Annotated in this window: 14 protein-coding genes; 11 read left to right on the top strand and 3 right to left on the bottom strand. The window is 41.0% G+C overall.

Annotated elements, in window-relative coordinates; translation table 11 throughout:
- Nucleotide 1: 1 nt before the first annotated feature.
- The gene (locus AC2IOM_RS01855) at nucleotides 2-604 is read left to right on the top strand and encodes an START domain-containing protein (RefSeq protein WP_486358945.1); all 603 of its coding nucleotides are present in this window, start codon (nucleotides 2-4) and stop codon (nucleotides 602-604) included.
- Nucleotides 605-1,077: 473 nt separating this feature from the next.
- Here AC2IOM_RS01855 and AC2IOM_RS01850 read toward each other — a convergent pair whose 3' ends face one another.
- The 3 genes from AC2IOM_RS01850 to metK all read right to left on the bottom strand — a co-directional run bounded on the left by AC2IOM_RS01850 (nucleotide 1,078) and on the right by metK (nucleotide 3,930).
- Complete coding sequence (locus AC2IOM_RS01850; RefSeq protein WP_486358944.1) at nucleotides 1,078-1,629, bottom strand: hypothetical protein; 552 nt, start codon at nucleotides 1,627-1,629, stop codon at nucleotides 1,078-1,080.
- A 48-nt stretch (nucleotides 1,630-1,677) separates the two neighbouring features.
- Entirely contained in the window at nucleotides 1,678-2,631 is a 954-nt protein-coding gene (locus AC2IOM_RS01845) for a hypothetical protein (RefSeq protein ID WP_486358943.1), read from the bottom strand.
- Between the two features lie 111 nt (nucleotides 2,632-2,742).
- Complete coding sequence (metK, locus tag AC2IOM_RS01840; RefSeq protein WP_038639862.1) at nucleotides 2,743-3,930, bottom strand: methionine adenosyltransferase; 1,188 nt, start codon at nucleotides 3,928-3,930, stop codon at nucleotides 2,743-2,745.
- Between the two features lie 337 nt (nucleotides 3,931-4,267).
- Between metK and tkt the strand changes: the two genes are divergently transcribed.
- The 10 genes from tkt to phoR all read left to right on the top strand — a co-directional run bounded on the left by tkt (nucleotide 4,268) and on the right by phoR (nucleotide 15,826).
- Entirely contained in the window at nucleotides 4,268-6,259 is a 1,992-nt protein-coding gene (gene tkt / locus AC2IOM_RS01835) for a transketolase (protein ID WP_486358942.1), read from the top strand.
- Between the two features lie 183 nt (nucleotides 6,260-6,442).
- Nucleotides 6,443-7,075, top strand: a complete 633-nt coding sequence (locus tag AC2IOM_RS01830; RefSeq protein WP_486358941.1) for a hypothetical protein — start codon at nucleotides 6,443-6,445, stop codon at nucleotides 7,073-7,075.
- A gap of 114 nt (nucleotides 7,076-7,189) precedes the next feature.
- Nucleotides 7,190-7,393, top strand: coding sequence for a ParD-like family protein (locus AC2IOM_RS01825; protein WP_010561003.1), 204 nt, complete (start codon nucleotides 7,190-7,192; stop codon nucleotides 7,391-7,393).
- Nucleotides 7,386-8,174 carry a type I methionyl aminopeptidase gene (gene map, locus AC2IOM_RS01820; protein ID WP_486358940.1) on the top strand — a complete coding sequence of 263 codons (789 nt, stop codon included), beginning with the start codon at nucleotides 7,386-7,388 and terminating at the stop codon, nucleotides 8,172-8,174. The genes AC2IOM_RS01825 and map overlap by 8 nt, the downstream gene beginning before the upstream one ends.
- 339 nt (nucleotides 8,175-8,513) lie before the next feature.
- The gene (epd, locus tag AC2IOM_RS01815) at nucleotides 8,514-9,527 is read left to right on the top strand and encodes an erythrose-4-phosphate dehydrogenase (protein ID WP_010561001.1); all 1,014 of its coding nucleotides are present in this window, start codon (nucleotides 8,514-8,516) and stop codon (nucleotides 9,525-9,527) included.
- A 62-nt stretch (nucleotides 9,528-9,589) separates the two neighbouring features.
- A complete protein-coding gene (locus AC2IOM_RS01810; protein ID WP_486358939.1) occupies nucleotides 9,590-10,765 on the top strand; it encodes a phosphoglycerate kinase in 1,176 nt (391 codons plus the stop codon).
- Between the two features lie 161 nt (nucleotides 10,766-10,926).
- Nucleotides 10,927-11,991 (top strand): class II fructose-bisphosphate aldolase, encoded by a 1,065-nt coding sequence (gene fba, locus AC2IOM_RS01805; RefSeq protein WP_010560999.1) that lies wholly within the window; start codon nucleotides 10,927-10,929, stop codon nucleotides 11,989-11,991.
- Nucleotides 11,992-12,588: 597 nt separating this feature from the next.
- On the top strand, nucleotides 12,589-13,548 hold the full coding sequence (locus tag AC2IOM_RS01800; protein ID WP_010560998.1) for a porin: 960 nt from the start codon (nucleotides 12,589-12,591) through the stop codon (nucleotides 13,546-13,548).
- Nucleotides 13,549-13,797: 249 nt separating this feature from the next.
- Nucleotides 13,798-14,487 (top strand): phosphate regulon transcriptional regulator PhoB, encoded by a 690-nt coding sequence (gene phoB, locus AC2IOM_RS01795; RefSeq protein ID WP_010560997.1) that lies wholly within the window; start codon nucleotides 13,798-13,800, stop codon nucleotides 14,485-14,487.
- Nucleotides 14,488-14,503: 16 nt separating this feature from the next.
- On the top strand, nucleotides 14,504-15,826 hold the full coding sequence (phoR, locus tag AC2IOM_RS01790) for a phosphate regulon sensor histidine kinase PhoR (protein WP_486358938.1): 1,323 nt from the start codon (nucleotides 14,504-14,506) through the stop codon (nucleotides 15,824-15,826).
- Nucleotides 15,827-15,850: the final 24 nt, after the last annotated feature.

Below are 15,850 nucleotides of genomic sequence, written 5' to 3'. Positions count from 1 at the left end.
TATGCGCACTATGCTGTTGCTGCTACTTTTTTGTACTCCGCTGAGTGCATTAGAGTGGCAGCAAGTAAAAATTAAACAAGGAATTGAAGTTTATCAGCAAAAACTGCCCGATGGACTTTTAAAGTTAAAAGCCTACACAGTGACTAGCGGATGCTTAGCAGCGTTTGAAGCACTTTTACTTGATACAGACAATGCTGATAAGTGGTTAAGCAATGTGGACAGTGTCGAAGTGCTAAAATCACCATCACAAAACGAGCATATCGTTTACACTCAATTTAATGCGCCATGGCCGATTAAAAATCGTGATATGGTGACTTACTCACGTATTTTTAGAACGTCAAATACACAAATGCAAATTGGCATTCAAGCGGCTAACAACGAATACGCAAAGCGTGATGGTTTCATTCGCATTGAGCATGTAGCTGCCAGTTGGGTAATTACTCAGCGAGACGCAGATACGATTTCTGTTGAGTATCAAGCGATTGCAGATCCCGCAGGAAAAATTCCACATTGGTTAGGTAATTCTGTCGCAAAATCTAACGTATTTAGCACCTTCAAAAAGATGAAAGCGCGCTTGAAGCTTTACCCTTGTAGTGCCATTTGACTAGGGTCTGCCCACCTTTACTGTTCTATTTTTGTTCTCTTTGAGCGTGCTTTTATCGCGGCGCTCGATGTGTGGCCTAGCAATCTAAGCGAATATCGAGCAAAGCTTCCGCGTCATGCTCACTCCCCTTACCTACATCCATATAGGCAACAATGACAAAAGTACGCTCAAAACAACCGTTCGGCAACGCTTGATTGGGTTTTCTACTGTGTTATCGGCTGACTCACATAGAATAACTATGCCACGCATCCTCTGCCTTGTATAAAGCCCAATCAAACTGCTGCAAAAACGAACTTGAAAGGTCAACAGACCCTAGGTTATTTCGCGATATGCATATTGACTGAACCATTAGCCTCTTGTGATTGGCTAGTAGCAAATTTATGTTTGGTAACAAACTCTGATAATTTATGTTGGAACAGGTGTATTGATTCGAAACCATCGGCATACTGATAGTTAATTTGGCAAATACTTTCTCAGCAATCAATCGTTTTTAGTTGCACAAATTCAATAAAATCATGTGTGGTAAAAAAATCTTGAAACACCGCTTCTGTCGTTTCGGCCCAATGTTCGTCACGGGTTTGTTGCTCAAACTTAGTTGCTAAATTAAGGGTGTCTACGCCATCACTGAGCAGTAATTCAAGTTGTTGTTGCATTTGTTGCTCGAGCTCCGCGACCTTGTCGCGCAACATGGTTTCAGCATGTTCGCTTACCTCTTTAATCAGCTGTTCATGTTTTTGTGTAGCATGTGTTAATTCACTTTCTAACCTTTCAACTTCAGCAACCAGCTCAGATTTAGTCAGCGCTGTTAGTGAGTGTTGTATTGATTTGTGCTGTGTGGATAGGGTTTCCGTTAACGGTTTTTTGATGTTATTAAAGCTTGATTCTAGCGGCTCAGATAATGTGTGGTCAGAGCTATCAGATGGTTGTTCTTTACTAATTAATTGACTATCTGAAGGCATTAATGTCGAAATAAGTGCGACGCTAAGGGCGCCAAGCACAAATGCAATTACATGTCCTTTGTTCATATTAAATCCTATGTTTTTATCAAATAGCGTTTGCTGAAGCTGAGTTACTTAGCTAATCATACCACCCGCTAGCGGGTAATGTCCGACGTGATGTGTTGCGAGCTCTGAAAAACCAAGTACATTGGCTGTTTGTTTTTTATCGCTATTATCGCTATTAAAGATAATTACATCTGCACTCATTAGCGGGCGCGACGGGTGGTCTTCTAGCACTTTATAAACAACATAATCTTGTGAGTCGATGGCTATCAGTTTCAGTGTATAGGTAAGTTTGGTTTGTGGGTTGGTCACATGGGATACCAATGATAGCTCATTTGGCGTGTGTTCAAACTCGACCACCAATAGTTTTTCGGTAAAATTAATCGCTAATTGATTTGTAGTGACTTTTCGTTTTGCTACTTGGTTAATTTTACTAATTGTGCCATTTATCGAATGCTCTGCAAGTGTGAGGATAACGTGCGTATTTTCCTCGATGACCGCAGGGATGACTTGGTCGTTAAAAATGGCAATTTTAAGTTGGCTTGATGCCAAGTTTTCGTCTTCTAATACTCGGATCATCGCTTTTTCTCCATTTTCGCTGAGGCTCAAATAACCAAATTCGAAGGTTTTCATGCGTGCGAAAGTAGGGGCGGTAACGATAAAGGTTTTAGTTATTTGAGTGTCTTTCCAATAATTAAATAAAGATGACTGGGCGAGGGCGATATCGGATTGTTCTGATTTTGTTTGGATTTCATCAAGGTGTGTTAAAAACTGCTTACGCTGCCATGTATTAATGCCCGCAAAATGCATTGCTATTAAATAAGTAATAAATAAACCGCCCTTTAAAAGCAAAGGCGATAGTTGTTGCACACTTGGTAGGTTTATTACAACCAGAGAAACCAACACCAAAACATGTGTAATATAAACAATTGCCGGAGTTGTTAAGTAAGGTTTGGCAAGGCGTACAATTCTTTGTTGGTTAGTATTGTTTGCTATTTCAGGGTAATGCTTGATTGAAAGGTACATAACTTCACCGTGTAGTTTCTTTATCACTTGCTAGAGCGGTTATCATAGCAACTTACTGAATTTTAGGCATAAAAAAAGCGCCAATGGCGCTTTTTCTCAATCAGACGGTTATTATAAACCAGCAGCGGCGCGAAGTGCGTCTGCTTTGTCTGTTTTTTCCCAGCTAAATGCTGTGAATGTATCTTCGCCTACCGTCATTTCGAACGGTTCACGACCGAAGTGACCGTATGCTGCAGTCATTTGGTACATTGGGTGAAGTAGGTCAAGCATCTTAGTAATACCGTAAGGACGTAAGTCGAAGTGCTCACGTACTAGCTCTACTAATTTCTCTTCAGAGATTTTGCCTGTGCCGAATGTATCAACTGTGATTGACGTTGGCTCAGCAACACCAATAGCGTAAGAAACTTGGATTTCACACTTATCAGCAAGGCCAGCTGCAACAATGTTCTTAGCAACATAGCGACCCGCGTATGCCGCAGAGCGGTCAACTTTTGATGGATCTTTACCAGAGAAAGCACCACCACCGTGACGCGCCATACCACCGTAAGTATCTACGATGATTTTACGACCTGTAAGACCACAGTCACCAACAGGGCCACCGATTACGAAACGACCAGTTGGGTTAATGAAGTATTTAGTGTCTTCAGTTAAAAGCTCAGCAGGTAGCGTGTGCTTAATAATGTTTTCCATTACAGCATCTACTAGTGCGTCTTGCTCGATGTCTGGGTTGTGCTGAGTAGATAGTACAACCGCATCAATTGCAACAGGCTTACCGTCTTCATATACGAAGGTTACCTGAGATTTTGCATCAGGACGTAACCAAGGAAGAATACCTGACTTACGTGCTTGTGCTTGACGCTCTACAAGTAGGTGCGAGTAATAAAGTGGCGCAGGCATTAATGTTGGTGTTTCGTTAGTTGCGTAACCGAACATTAAACCTTGGTCACCAGCGCCTTGCTCTTCAGGCTTAGTACGGTCAACACCTTGTGCGATTTCAGGTGATTGTTGACCAATAAGGTTCATGATGCCACATGTGTCACCGTCAAAACCTACGTCAGATGATGTGTAACCGATATCTGTGATTACTTTACGTGTGATTGACTCAAGGTCTACCCACGCATCTGTTGAAATTTCACCAGAGATAATTGCAACACCTGTTTTAACCATTGTTTCACAGGCAACACGCGCATGCTTATCTTGTGTGATAATTGCGTCTAAAACCGCATCAGAAATTTGGTCAGCGATTTTATCCGGATGACCCTCAGATACTGACTCAGAAGTAAATAAAGTTCTTGCCATGGTATTTCTACTCACTCACAAAAAATGCGCGTTGCCACAAGGATTTGCGCAGGTTCAATTAAATGGTCGAGTATTCTACCGAATAACGACGCTGCAAACAACAACTTTACGCCTAGACGTCTAAAAAAAATTAAAAGTGAAATTTCTTCACCGTTACTAGGCTGTTTTGTGCATAAAGAAGCTAGATTATAGTCGGTTTTCCATTGCTCCGCGTGTGCTTATAGGTAAGAATAGAGCTGCGTGGGTACATTGACCAATAAGTACTTCCTATTGCCAGTGCTTATTGGCCAATGTATCCAAATTATGACAGCAAACAAATAATGAGGTAGGAAAATCCATGCCGTCACGTAAAGAACTAGCAAATGCTATTCGCGTTCTATCTATGGACGCTGTGCAACAGGCCAAGTCTGGCCACCCAGGTGCCCCTATGGGTATGGCAGACATTGCTGAAGTGCTATGGCGCGACTATTTAAACCATAATCCAGCAAACCCTGATTGGGCTGATCGCGACCGATTTATTCTGTCAAACGGTCACGGCTCAATGCTAATTTATTCTTTACTGCATTTATCTGGCTATGATCTTCCAATTGAGGAAATTAAAAACTTCCGTCAAATGCACTCTAAAACACCGGGTCACCCTGAATACGGTTATGCACCGGGTGTTGAAACAACGACAGGCCCATTAGGCCAAGGTATTACGAACGCGGTTGGTATGGCTGTTGCTGAAAAAGCACTTGCGCACCAGTTTAACCGCGAAGGTCACGATATTGTTGATCACTTTACTTACTGTTTCCTAGGTGATGGTTGCCTTATGGAAGGTATTTCACACGAAGCGTGTTCACTAGCAGGTACATTAGGCCTTGGTAAGCTAGTTGCGTTTTGGGATGACAACGGTATTTCAATCGACGGTGAAGTAGAAGGTTGGTTTACTGACGATACGGCAGCACGTTTTGAATCTTACGGTTGGCATGTTGTGCGGAATGTAGATGGTCACGATAGCGAAGCCATTCGCGCGGCAATTGATGAAGCACGTGCAGAAACGGGCAAACCAACATTGATCTGTTGTAAAACAGTAATCGGTTACGGTTCACCAAACAAATCAGGTAGCCACGACTGTCACGGTGCACCATTAGGTGATGCTGAAATTGCAGCTGCACGTGAATTTTTAAACTGGGAGCATGATGCTTTCGATATTCCAGCTGATATTTATGCTGATTGGAATGCAGTTGAAGCGGGTACCGCAAAAGAAGCGTCTTGGGCTGAAAAATTTGATGCGTATAAAGCAGCTTTCCCTGAACTAGCGGCAGAGTTTGAACGTCGTCAAAAAGGTGAATTACCAGCTGATTGGGCTGAGAAGTCACAAGCCTATATTGAAGGCCTACAGGCAAACCCTGAAAACCCAGCGACACGTAAAGCATCACAAAATGCACTTAATGCGTTTGGCCCTATGTTACCTGAGTTTATGGGTGGTTCTGCTGACCTTGCAGGTTCAAACCTGACACTTTGGGAAGGTTCAAAAGGCTTAACAGCAAATGACGCATCAGGTAACTACATCTTCTACGGTGTACGTGAATTTGGTATGTCGGCAATTATGAATGGTATTGCGCTGCATAAAGGCTTTATTCCTTACGGTGCGACGTTCTTAATGTTTATGGAATACGCGCGTAACGCAGTACGTATGGCGGCGCTTATGAAGCAGCCTTCAATCTTTGTGTATACGCACGATTCAATCGGTTTAGGAGAAGATGGTCCTACGCACCAACCAGTTGAACAGCTAGCAAGCATGCGTTTAACGCCTAACTTAGTTAACTGGCGCCCATGTGACCAAGTTGAGTCTGCAATTGCATGGCAAGATGCTATTGAGCGTAAAGATGGCCCAACATCACTTGTATTTACACGTCAGGGCTTACAACAACAAGCGCGTACAGCTGAGCAATTAGCGAATGTACGTAAAGGTGGTTACGTATTAAGCTGTGATGGTGAGCCTGAGATTATTCTTATTGCAACAGGTTCTGAAGTTGAGCTTTCAATGCAAGCAGCAGCTGAACTTCGCGCTCAAGGTAAAAAAGTACGTGTTGTTTCTATGCCGTCAACTGATTTATTTGACGTACAAGATGCGGCTTATAAAGAATCAGTACTACCAAGTGCAGTAACTAAACGTGTCGCGGTAGAAGCGGGCATTGAAGATTACTGGTATAAGTACGTTGGTTTAAATGGCGCGGTTGTAGGTATGACAACATTTGGTGAATCTGCGCCTGCAAATGAACTATTTGAACACTTTGGCTTTACGGTAGAGAATATCGTAGCAAAAGCGAATCAACTCGTATAATTGCAAAAAAAGCTATAATAATCAAAAGCGATGCAAATGCATCGCTTTTTTGATCTAGCGCAATAGTTTTACCTTTGATAACGATTCTTAATTAAAAAAACTGATTTAGATCAAATTCCCCCCTGCCTTTATCTTGCTAAAATTTAACCAACTTTTGATAGGTATAATAACGAGGAAAGGGAAATGGTTACCTCTGAACGAAATGCTCCTGAACTTGTTTGCGGTTCAGATCCCGTACAAGCTAATATTACCTCCTTTGCACAGCGTGCACATGAAAAAGCGCTTACTGAACAATTAATTGAACAGAAGAAACTGCTTTTAGAAAAACAGCAGCAGTTTGAGCAATTGCAAAATGATCATGCGATGATTATTAAGCATGTGCAGTTAATTGAGCGTGAGTGGGAAAACTCAAACGCCATGCTTGAAACACTGATGGAACAGTTAACAGACGCAAAGAAAAAACCAAGCGTAGAAGTGACCGCTAAGCTTCAAGATCTCCAGCAACAAGTTGAAGAAGCGAATATGAGTAAATCGGTAATGAAGCATCACTGCCGTGAACTTAATGAGCGTAATGAAGAGCTAAATGCCCTGTTAAAAGAATCAATTCATAGCGTTGATGAACTTAAAACTAAGGCGCAGCAGCAAGGTGATGTAATCAATCAATTACGTGCTGAAAACGTAACGTTAAAGCAGCAAAACATTACCCAAGCGGAACAAATTAAACGCCAAGAAGGTCAATTAAGTGAAGCGCTTCACGGTTATTACAGTGATGTAATGAATAAAAACAAAAAGTTAAGCAAAAATCTGCCAAGATAAACTTTTTATTTGTTACCCAGCCCAGAATGGCGCCTTTGGCGCCATTTTTTTATTGATTTTATATGTTATGTATACGTACTATATATAAAGCATATAATCAAACAGTGTGTCGCTATGGGTATCGTTAAAATTTCTGACCAATTACATGATGAAATTCGTCATGCTAGCACCGTAATGGTGCGTTCAATCAACTCTCAAGCCGAGTTTTGGATAAAAGTAGGGCGCCTTGCAGAGCGTAATCCTAATTTAACCTTTGCTGAAATAATGGAGCAAGAGTTACTGCGTCAATGTGATCAGCAAGGTGAATGCAATGAGTGAAATCATTATTAAGAATCAAACGGAAATTGATTTTATGCGTACTTCCGGCCAATTACTGGCAGACGTATTTTCTGCACTCGATACGTTTATCGCAGTCGGCCAGTCAACGCTAGAAATTAATAATTTTGTTGAAGACTATATTACCAATACGTTAAATGCGCGCCCTGCGAGTAAAGGTCAGTACGGATTTGCATTTGTGCTTAACCCGTCAATTAATGAAGTGGTTTGTCACGGTGTGCCAAGTAGCACGCAAAAACTAAAAAATGGCGATATTATCAACATCGATATTACCTTAGAGAAAAATGGTTTTATCGCAGATAGCAGTAAAATGTATTGTATCGGTGAAGTATCGCCGTTTGCGAAACGTTTGGTTGAAACGACTTACGAAGCACTTTGGCTGGCCATTAAGCAAGTGAAACCAGGTGCTAAATTAGGTGATATTGGCGCGGTTATTCAACATCATGCTGAGCAACAAGGTTACTCTGTAGTGAGAGAGTTTTGCGGTCATGGTATCGGTAGACAAATGCACGAGGCGCCTGAAGTATTGCATTTTGGCAAAAAGGATACTGGTGTAACGCTCCAAGAAGGTATGACATTTACTATTGAACCAATGATTAACCAAGGTACCGCCAAAACTAAGAGCAAACGAGATGGTTGGACAGTAGTTACCCGCGATAAAAAATTATCAGCACAATGGGAGCACACTATTTTAGTCACAAAAGATGGCTTTGAAGTACTGACATTACGCCAAGAAGAAAAAGAGTTGGTTTTGAAAGACTAAATTTACGCCTCCAATTTAAGAAAATTTTAAAAGCGTAAATTAGTTTTTTTTGTGTTTTTTATAGCGCGTGTTGAGCGATTAATTGTCGCAATAAATTTAGGGAAACCGGTGTCATTTTTAACGGATAAATTAAAATCTCATTTTTCTAAAAATCTTCATGAAACTTGCGAAATTACTGGATCCCTTGATTTACCTAGTAAGTAACCGGTGTCATTATCTTTACTAATCAAAGAATAAAATTTTTTCACTATCGTATTCAAATTCTTTGCTTTAGAATACCCGCCATCAACCCTCTCACCAACTGTGAAAGTGCTCGGCACTGTTAGGAAAAACAACTTAATGGCAATCAAAATTGCAATTAATGGTTTTGGTCGAATCGGACGAAATATCGTAAGAGCTTTATATGAAGCTGGTCGTACTAACGACATTCAAATTGTCGCGATCAATGAATTAGCAGACGCTAAAGGCATCGCGCATTTATTAAAATACGACACTTCTCATGGTCGTTTTAAATTTCCTGTGCAATTACAGCAAGATGCCATTACCGTAAATGGTGACTTAATTCAGTTATTTGCCGAAGAAAATCCAAGCGAATTGCCTTGGGGTTTATTAGATGTCGACGTGGTGCTTGAATGTACAGGTGTTTATCATTCTCGTGAACATGCTGAATTGCATTTAAATGCGGGCGCTAAAAAGGTGTTGTTCTCGCAACCTGCCGATGCCGATATGGATGCCACCATTGTTTTTGGTATTAATGACAATGAATTAAAAGCTGAACACACTATCGTCTCTAACGGTTCATGCACTACTAACTGTATTGTGCCAGTGATTAAAGTACTTGATGATGCATTTGGTATTGAGTCAGGTGCAATTACTACCATTCACGCGTCAATGCATGATCAGCAAGTGATTGATGCCTATCACAGTGATCTTCGCCGTACCCGTGCTGCAAGCCAATCGATTATTCCGGTAGATACTAAATTAGCGCGTGGTATCGAGCGCATTCTGCCTAAGTTTAAAAGCCGCTTTGAAGCCATTGCCGTGCGCGTGCCTACCATCAATGTTACTGCAATGGATTTAAGTGTCACACTTAATACCGATGTAACAATTGAAACGGTTAATAAAGTACTTTCAGATGCAGAGCATCAACACTTAGCCGGTATTATCAGTTATACCGAAGAACCACTGGTATCGGTTGATTTTAATCACGATAGCCATTCATCGATTATTGACGGTACACAAACCCGTGTAAGCCACAAGCGCTTAGTAAAAATCTTAGCTTGGTGCGATAACGAATGGGGTTTTGCCAACCGTATGCTAGATACTGCCGAGGCGATGGCACTAAAAAGTTAGATTTAGATAACCGTGAGTTTGCCAACAAATTTGCGGTTTTTTTATGTTAAAGGAGAGCTCAAATGTCTGTCATTAAAATGGCTGATTTAGATTTACAAGGTAAGCGCGTGCTTATTCGTGAAGACCTAAACGTTCCAGTAAAAGACGGTAAAGTAACCAGTGATGCGCGTATTCGTGCGTCGTTACCAACCATTAAATTAGCCTTAGAAAAAGGCGCAAAAGTAATGGTTATGTCGCATTTAGGTCGCCCTACAGAAGGCGAATACGATGACGCATTCTCAATGCTACCGGTTGTTAACTATTTAAATGACGTATTAGAGCAAACTGTTCGCCTAGAAAAAGACTACCTTAATGGTGTTGACGTTCAAGACAACGAAGTGGTTGTATTTGAAAACGTACGCTTCAACAAAGGCGAGAAAAAAGACGACGAAGCTTTAGCTAAAAAATTAGCTGCACTGTGTGATGTGTATGTAATGGATGCATTTGGCACTGCGCACCGCGCACAAGCGTCTACTCACGGTGTTGGTTTATTCGCAGATGTTGCCTGTGCAGGTCCATTACTTGCGGCAGAGCTAGATGCACTTGGTAAAGCACTTGATAACCCAGCGCGCCCACTTGTAGCCATTGTTGGTGGTTCAAAAGTTTCAACTAAACTGACTGTACTTGAGTCGCTTTCAAGTGTTGTTGATCAGTTAGTATGTGGTGGTGGTATTGCAAATACCTTTATCGCAGCTGCGGGCAATAACGTTGGTAAATCACTTTATGAAGCTGATTTAATTGATGAAGCAAACAAGTTAACTAACGCAGCAAAAGCAGCGGGTGGCGATATTCCAGTACCAACTGATGTAGTAGTGGGTAAAGAGTTCTCAGAAACAGCTGTAGCAACATTAAAGTCAGTTGCAGATGTTGACTCAGACGACATGATTTTTGATATCGGCCCAGATTCAGCGAAGGCACTTGCTGAGATTATCAAAAATGCCGGTACTGTTGTATGGAACGGCCCTGTTGGTGTATTTGAATTTGACCAATTTGGTGAAGGTACCAAAGCACTTGCACATGCGATTGCAGAGTCAAATGCATTCTCAATTGCTGGTGGCGGTGACACCCTTGCAGCAATTGATAAATATGAAGTAGCAGACAAAATTTCATACATTTCAACAGGTGGTGGCGCTTTCTTAGAATTCTTAGAAGGCAAGCAGTTACCAGCTGTAGCAATGTTAGAAGCGCGCGCGAAATAATTTGTGCACGCTATACTTAGGTTAATTGAATTAAATCTAAGTAACTGAATAAAAAGCCAAGTAATCATCTCTCTCTCAATTTAGTGATTACTTGGCAATAAACAAATCTATCCGTTCAAACTCGATGGCGTTAGGTGCCATCAAAAATTGGAGAAAGCAAAATGGCTTTAATCAGTATGCGTCAGCTATTAGACCATGCGGCAGAAAATGGTTATGGTGTTCCAGCGTTTAATGTGAATAACCAAGAGCAAATGCGTGCAATTATGGAAGCAGCAGACAAGACAAACAGTCCTGTTATCGTTCAAGGTTCAGCAGGTGCGCGTGCATACGCCGGTGCGCCGTTTATCCGCCATATGATTTTAGCGGCAATTGAAGAATGGCCACACATTCCAGTAGTTATGCACCAAGATCACGGTACATCACCAGCAGTTTGCCAACGCTCAATCCAATTAGGCTTTTCATCAGTAATGATGGACGGCTCACTACTTGAAGATGGTAAAACCCCTTCAAGCTACGAGTACAACGTTGATGTAACACGTCGCACCGTTGAAATGGCACACGCGTGTGGTGTTTCAGTTGAGGGTGAGCTAGGTGTACTTGGTTCATTAGAAACGGGTGAAGCAGGTGAAGAAGACGGTATTGGTGCAGAAGGTAAGCTAACTGAAGACCAACTATTAACTGATCCTGAAGAAGCAGCTGACTTTGTTAAGCAAACAGGTGTTGATGCACTTGCGATTGCATGTGGTACTTCACACGGTGCTTATAAGTTTACACGTCCACCAACGGGTGACATTCTTGCAATTAACCGTATCAAAGAAATTCACGCGCGTATTCCAAATACTCACTTAGTAATGCATGGTTCGTCATCAGTACCACAAGAGTGGCTTGCTGTGATCAACGAGTTCGGCGGTGAGATCCCTGAAACTTACGGTGTGCCAGTTGAGCAGATCGTTGAAGGTATTAAGCACGGTGTTCGTAAAGTAAATATCGATACCGACTTACGTTTAGCATCAACCGGTGCAATTCGTCGTCACCTTGCGCATAACCCTGCAAACTTTGACCCGCGTAAGTTTTTAGCGGAAGCAACGAAAGCAATGACTGAAATCTGTGTTGCACGTTACGAAGCGTTTGGTACAGCTGGTCAAGCGGCTAAAATCAAACCAATTTCACTTGATGCGATGCATGAAAAATACCTTGCTGGTGAGTTAAACCAACAAGTTAAATAACATCAAGTTATACAACTTCCTTTAACAAGCAAAGCGTTTATATAGCTCATATAAACGCTTTTTTTGTGTCGAACGCCCAGGTGTTGAGCGTCAATAATTTAAATCCATAACCTTCAATCAACCTATCAAAATAGTGCTTTAACAGGCCAGTCTTCTAACATTTACTTTATTTATAACCGGTTTGTGAGCTGGCTTATTTCGGCGAAAAAAAATGAGATTAATAGTATGTCTGGGATTATGATCATTTAGGATTGTGGGATCAAATTCTTACTAACACGATCGTAATTTGATTGGCTGGGATCACGATCCTACCAACTAAACTGCTTATTTAGGGCTGATCAGATTAAAAACTATAGCTAACTTATTGAAATTCGATCTATTTCTTAGGTGATCTTAGTAAGTTTTTGATCTCAAACAGCCATATCGTGGTAGATCTTAGTATAAAGATGATCCTATTGGTAAAATATTGATCTGCGATAATTGCCATACCCGTTAAATGTACTAAAGTAATTAGTAAATAAGAAAATCTGTTTGATCTTAAGTGTATAATAATTATAGCGTAATGCTTTAGTTAAACTCTGCTTTGAGGAAATTACCATGATTAAAAAACTCTTGCTAGCAAGTGGTATAGGTTTAGTGCTTCTTCCGTTAGATGCATTTGCTGAAACAGATGCCCAAGTATACGGACGTGCCCATCTAGGCTTACGCTACGTTGATATCGATAATCAAGAGAGCGAGACCGAAGTTGACTCATATGCATCACGTTTTGGTATTAAAGCAAAGCATGGTATTTCAGATGATCTTAGCGTATTAACTAAGCTTGAGTGGGAAGTTAATATTTCAGAGCAAGATGGCGCAAATGGCAGTGATGATAATATTAAATCGCGGGATCAATACTTAGGTCTAAAAAGTAAAACCTTTGGTCAGATCCTGATCGGTCGAAAAGACACGGCTCTGAAAAAGTCGCAAAACAAGCTTGATATGATGAATGACTTCGTTGGCGATATTAAACACCTTGCCACCGGCGAAAACCGTTTGGGCGATATGGTAAATTATCAATCACCCAAGTTTGGTCAATTACAGTTTGAACTAACCTATATAGCGGAAGAAAACAGCAAACAAAGCGATGGTGCTGGGGTGTCGGCTGCTATTGGTTATGGTGATAAAGCACTTAAGAAAACGCCGTTTTATGTCGCATATGCGCATGATGAGGATGTTGCTGGCTACAATATAGATCGCGTATCAGCACAAGGTAAACTCGGTGATTTTACAATTAACGGTATGTACCAAAATAGTGAAAAAGTGTCATCGGGCGATGATGGTGATACGTTCGTTGTAAGTGCTTCTTATAAAATCGAAAATTATAAAATTTTAGTACAGTACCAAGATGATGAAACAGGCTTTGGTAAATTAAAAGACAGTGGCTCGGCCAGTTCAGTAGGTGTTGAGCGCAAATTAGGTAAGCAGGCAAAGGCTTATATTTGGTACACCCAGCGTGATTTGGACAATAGCGATGATGAAGGACATTTGGCCGTTACCTTACGTTATGATTTTTAAATGATATAAAAACGTGACAATTTAGTTAATTTTATAAGCCCCTTTTAGGGGCTTTTTAGTTTAATTTTAAAGCGCTAATTTTATTTTATCTTATTGAATTTAAATTGTTTTATATGATTATGTAAGTTAGGTTAAAGTAACACTACAAATAGACAACAGTTTATTTATGATCTTTTTATGTTTATATTCATAAAAGTGTCACACTTTACTTTGATAATGAAGTCAGTTGATAACTTAGAGATTTAATTCATGTCGCGTAAGATACTAGTGGTTGATGACGAAGCACCAATTCGTGAAATGTTGGTATTCGTACTTGAACAAAATGGATTTCAGGCTATTGAAGCCCAAGATTATGATTCTGCAATGGATGCGCTAGTTGAGCCTTATCCAGATATGATTCTACTGGACTGGATGCTGCCTGGCACAAGTGGTGTTCAAATCGCTAAAAAAATTAAAAATAGTGATTACACCCGCCATATCCCAATTATTATGCTAACCGCTCGTGGTGAAGAAGAAGACAAGATCAAAGGCCTAGAAGTAGGTGCTGATGACTATGTCACTAAACCGTTTTCACCAAAAGAGTTAATGGCACGCATTAAAGCGGTATTCCGTCGCGTATCACCTACATCGCTCGAAGAAGCAATTGAAGTACATGGGTTACGCCTAGATCCTATTTCGCATCGTGTAACATCTGCAGGTAACGAATTGGATATGGGACCAACTGAATTTAAATTACTTCATTTCTTTATGACACACCCAGAACGTGTTTACAGCCGTGAACAACTGCTTGATAATGTTTGGGGTACAAATGTTTACGTAGAAGATCGCACGGTTGATGTTCATATTCGTCGTCTACGTAAAGCGATTGCACCTATGGGTCATGATAAATTAGTACAAACCGTACGTGGTGCAGGTTATCGTTTTTCGAGCAAAATTTAATTTCTAAGAGAAGTCTATGCTGCGAATTGTGAGTAAGCGGGAATTAGTCAAACGCCTTTTTGTTTACTTTATCCCGCTTACGTTAATAGGAGTCCTGTTAGGGGCTCCTTTTTTACTTTTATGGCTAGGTACATTTTCACTATTAGTGTGGAATTATCGTCAGCTATTTAGATTAAGCGATTGGCTTACAGAACAACGCAAATATTACCCACCAGAAGGTGAAGGTGTTTGGGAGCAGGTATTTGAAGGCATTTATCGCCTGCAACAGCGCAATCGAAGAAAACGTAACGAGCTTGCAGATGTTATTCGTCGTTTTCGTGAAGGTGCAGAAGCCGTTCCCGATGGCGTATTAGTATTGCAAGATGATCTGGCGATCGTTTGGTGTAATAAAGAATCGATCGCTTTATTAGGATTACAGTGGCCGCTCGATCATGGTCAGCGACTTGATAACCTAATTCGTCGTCCAGATTTTATTAAATACATGCGTGCAAAAGAATACCTTGAGCCATTAGAGCTGCAATCACCGATTGATCCACACAGTGTATTAGAAGTGAGGGTAACGCCTTATGCCGCATCACAGTTAATGATGGTGGTGCGCGATGTGACGTTAATCAAACAACTCGAAGAAATGCGCCGAGACTTTATTGCTAATGTGTCGCATGAGTTGCGTACGCCGTTAACTGTAATGTCGGGCTATCTCGAAATGTTTGATCCAGATATGGCGCCACCACCTTCAATGTGGGGTAAAGCGCAACAAACTATGCTGGATCAATGTAAGCGCATGGCAAGCTTAGTCGAGCAGTTACTTGCGTTGGCACGCATCGAAAATTCTGATAAGCCAGACTTCGAGGAAGAGGTAGATGTAGCGGATATGCTTACCGCAATTTACCGCGAGGCCGAACAATTAAACCAAGAAAAACAACACACAATTGTGCTGGATATGGACGAGTCATTAAATTTAATTGGCAAAGAGCAAGAGTTGCGCAGCGCCTTTTCAAATTTAGTATTTAATGCCGTTCGCTATACCCCAGCTCATGGTGAAATAAACATTAGTTGGCACAAAACCGATAAGGGCGCAGAGTTCCGTGTAGAAGACAACGGCGATGGCATTGCTGGTGAGCATATTCATCGATTAACTGAACGCTTCTACCGTGTTGATCAGGCACGCTCTCGCGATACTGGTGGCTCGGGTTTAGGTTTGGCGATCACTAAACATGTATTAAGTCGTCATGATTCTCACTTAAATATTTCATCAAAATTGGGCGAAGGTTCAATATTTAGTTTTTCTTTTTCTAACGATCGTATAAAAAACAAAGTGTTAGAAGTTGAAGCTGAATAAATTAGTGTGTTAATAAATTTGTCA

The organism is Pseudoalteromonas sp. NS-SX12 (assembly GCF_057367955.1).
Note: the sequence above shows the minus strand (reverse complement) of the source record. Positions and strands in the feature narration are given on the sequence as shown.

Excerpts from the sequence above, each read along its gene's own strand:
- AC2IOM_RS01855 (WP_486358945.1), top strand. The coding sequence starts at position 2 with ATGCGCACTATGCTGTTGCTGCTACTTTTTTGTACTCCGCTGAGTGCA.
- AC2IOM_RS01850 (WP_486358944.1), bottom strand. The coding sequence starts at position 1,629 with ATGAACAAAGGACATGTAATTGCATTTGTGCTTGGCGCCCTTAGCGTC.
- AC2IOM_RS01845 (WP_486358943.1), bottom strand. The coding sequence starts at position 2,631 with ATGTACCTTTCAATCAAGCATTACCCTGAAATAGCAAACAATACTAAC.
- metK (WP_038639862.1), bottom strand. The coding sequence starts at position 3,930 with ATGGCAAGAACTTTATTTACTTCTGAGTCAGTATCTGAGGGTCATCCG.
- tkt (WP_486358942.1), top strand. The coding sequence starts at position 4,268 with ATGCCGTCACGTAAAGAACTAGCAAATGCTATTCGCGTTCTATCTATG.
- AC2IOM_RS01830 (WP_486358941.1), top strand. The coding sequence starts at position 6,443 with ATGGTTACCTCTGAACGAAATGCTCCTGAACTTGTTTGCGGTTCAGAT.
- AC2IOM_RS01825 (WP_010561003.1), top strand. The coding sequence starts at position 7,190 with ATGGGTATCGTTAAAATTTCTGACCAATTACATGATGAAATTCGTCAT.
- map (WP_486358940.1), top strand. The coding sequence starts at position 7,386 with ATGAGTGAAATCATTATTAAGAATCAAACGGAAATTGATTTTATGCGT.
- epd (WP_010561001.1), top strand. The coding sequence starts at position 8,514 with ATGGCAATCAAAATTGCAATTAATGGTTTTGGTCGAATCGGACGAAAT.
- AC2IOM_RS01810 (WP_486358939.1), top strand. The coding sequence starts at position 9,590 with ATGTCTGTCATTAAAATGGCTGATTTAGATTTACAAGGTAAGCGCGTG.
- fba (WP_010560999.1), top strand. The coding sequence starts at position 10,927 with ATGGCTTTAATCAGTATGCGTCAGCTATTAGACCATGCGGCAGAAAAT.
- AC2IOM_RS01800 (WP_010560998.1), top strand. The coding sequence starts at position 12,589 with ATGATTAAAAAACTCTTGCTAGCAAGTGGTATAGGTTTAGTGCTTCTT.
- phoB (WP_010560997.1), top strand. The coding sequence starts at position 13,798 with ATGTCGCGTAAGATACTAGTGGTTGATGACGAAGCACCAATTCGTGAA.
- phoR (WP_486358938.1), top strand. The coding sequence starts at position 14,504 with ATGCTGCGAATTGTGAGTAAGCGGGAATTAGTCAAACGCCTTTTTGTT.